The following is a 2616-nucleotide window of genomic DNA, read 5'->3' as shown; positions in this document are numbered from 1 at the left end:
TACAAGATAGATTTATGGCGGATAATAATCATCAATCTGGTGAATTTGAAGCACTTTTACACTGATAATCCATTGTTTTCGCGTGATCATCGTGACGATTCAGTCAATGCGCCTCCATTCAATGGCTAGATTGAGCAATAATCGCTCGAATATGTAAGAAATATCAGATAAACAGCAGAACAGATTTTCGTATAAAATTCATTTAAGTATAATGCGCCTAATTTGTATTAATTAACGATCGAGTAATTTCTCATTGTGACGGACTCCAGAATGAACAACGATATTGAAAAAGACTTCAACCTAGGCGGTAGTGTTGAGAAAGCACTGTCAGGCGATTACGAATTGAAAGTAGGTGAAGTTTTAAGAGAGGCAGGGTCTATGACTCTTAAGCACTTTCTTTCGTTCTCACCCGCTGTCATGATCCTGTTGATTGCGCAATTAGCCATTTTTTATATCGCGCTTAAGCTGCAGCTAGGCGACCCTTCGGTCATACTCGATATCTTTAATAGCCCAGATAGCTTTAATGAATCTATGGTTCAGGCGATCTTCGTGGCAAACTTTAGCTATGAGGTAGTCAGCGCGCCTATCTATGCAGGGATATGTCTAATGGCTATGAGTCATACCGCTGGATTAAACACTAAGCTGCGTCATATTGGCAAAGGTCTGCAATTTACTGTTCCCGTTATCATCACAACGCTTGCGAGCCTAATTCTGCAAGGTGTCGCGGGTGCATTTCTACCACTCGTTTCCCTTTACCTATCACTTGCTTTTAGTAACTCGATATTACTGATTTGTGAGAAACGCCTGTCTCCATTCCAAGCTCTTTGGCTTTCGTTGCGTGGCGTGAATAAGAAAATATTCTCTATTGCAGTTATCTATATCGTCGTCACGATGCTTTTTGTGGCCGCGGCGGTTTTCTATGGCGTAGGTCTAATCTTCGTACTGCCGCTCTTTTTCCATGTCAAAGGAATTATTTACCGCAATATGTTTGGTATTCGATTGAAGGTCGTCGCGTCTGACACTTCTGGTTCTGATGATGATAATCCCCCGAGTAACGATGACCACGATAAAAACTCGAAGGTTTTCAATGCATAAAAAGCTAATATTCTCAGCGGTTCCGATTGTTGCTCTATCAAGTACGTTAATTTGGTTGGGCAGTGATCGTAGCTCTAGCCTAGAAACACAGCCAGCTGAAACAAGCAACGACGCACAGCGTGTCGTTGAAGTTAAAGCAAAAAAAATCAGTGACGCTCCAGATTTTTCTGCCATAACGGACGTACAAGAAAAGAAAACCACGTTTTTTGAGTACTTGAAGCCCGGTGTTGCTCGAGAAAACGAGCGTATTATCAAAGAGAGAGGGCGGGTAGAACTGATTCAATCTCGATTTAACACAGGTGAACTCACTGATGAAGATCAATCGTACGCGGAAAGATTAGCAAACCTATATCACATTGAAGTAAGTGCGGAAGGAATAAATTCGAAATGGATAGACGATATGCTTCGTCGTGTCGATGTATTGCCTGAAGCATTAGTGCTAACCCAAGCAGCTAAAGAATCAGGGTGGGGAACCTCTCGCTTTGCCACTGAAGCCAACAATTATTTCGGCCAGTGGTGTTATAGTGCTGGCTGTGGTGTTATTCCACAGCAAAGACAAGAAGGCATGACTCACGAAGTCGCTAAATTCAGTTCTGTTCAAGAATCGATACATCGTTATTTTATGAATGTTAATCGAAATCGAGCTTATCAAGAGCTAAGAGACATTCGACATGAACTTCATGTTAATAACCAAGACCTCCTTAACAATGAAGCTGCAATTGAGCTTGCCAATGGGCTGATCCGCTACTCTGAGCGCGGCCAACCTTACGTCGATGAAATTCAGAACATGATTCGCTTTAACCAATCGTTTTGGTCCAAATAAAAGAAGTATTATGAATAGACTATCCTCTGCTTTACTCGCGGCTGCAGTACTAGTTTTTGCCGTACCCGCTACCGCTCAAGAGTATCGATTCACGTACTCTAAGCTCTATACTCAAATGAAGAACAATGCCAAAGAAGGGCATGAGGACGTAAAAGTTTCGTTCTTTTTCATTAATAGAGAAACACGCCAACTGTGTCATATTGAAAAAGCATGGATGGAAAAAGAAGAACACTATGAAGAACTCAACTCATCGCCGACGAATGAGTTGCTAGTGCCGCTTGATAGCAACCTTCGAAATGCCAACCCACTTGTTTATGTGCATACGCAAAATGATATCCAATGCGATTTTTCAATGGTTGTAATGACGAAAGAACCACTAAGTGGTACATTAGGCTACAAAGATATTGAACATTACCCGCAGCAAATGAAAAGCCTTTTAGATGATTTAGGCGGTATGTTTTCCAGCTGGTTCTCTCCTGATGTTGAAGGGTTAACAATGGAATTTTCAAATAATTATAATGGAACCATTGAACGTTCCAGCGGTGAAATAATCCCAATAGAAGATGGGGTAGCCACGGTGCTCCTTAGCGATCTTTCACAAGATGAATCAATCACTCTTCCTCAAGAAACCGTTCGAGTTTTACCTTATATCCCTAAAGCACAATAAACACATTTTAGGACGGTACACATCATTTAAA

At 41.4% G+C, this 2616-nt stretch carries 3 protein-coding genes; all 3 read left to right on the top strand.

Annotation, left to right across the window (positions count from 1 at the left end):
- Positions 1-270 precede the first annotated feature (270 nt).
- From BCU12_RS07150 to BCU12_RS07140, 3 genes are read left to right on the top strand one after another with little or no spacing between them, the layout of a single operon-like run.
- On the top strand, positions 271-1095 hold the full coding sequence (locus BCU12_RS07150; protein ID WP_102403660.1) for a hypothetical protein: 825 nt from the start codon (positions 271-273) through the stop codon (positions 1093-1095).
- The gene (locus BCU12_RS07145; protein WP_241909766.1) at positions 1088-1918 is read left to right on the top strand and encodes a glucosaminidase domain-containing protein; all 831 of its coding nucleotides are present in this window, start codon (positions 1088-1090) and stop codon (positions 1916-1918) included. The genes BCU12_RS07150 and BCU12_RS07145 overlap by 8 nt, the downstream gene beginning before the upstream one ends.
- A gap of 10 nt (positions 1919-1928) precedes the next feature.
- Complete coding sequence (locus tag BCU12_RS07140; protein WP_102403658.1) at positions 1929-2585, top strand: DUF2987 domain-containing protein; 657 nt, start codon at positions 1929-1931, stop codon at positions 2583-2585.
- Positions 2586-2616: the final 31 nt, after the last annotated feature.

Origin of the sequence: Vibrio sp. 10N.261.55.A7, from assembly GCF_002877365.1 — a bacterium.
Taxonomy (GTDB): Bacteria; Pseudomonadota; Gammaproteobacteria; order Enterobacterales; family Vibrionaceae; genus Vibrio.
The sequence above is the reverse complement of the archived record's forward strand: the minus strand, read 5'-3'. Positions and strand labels throughout refer to the sequence as shown.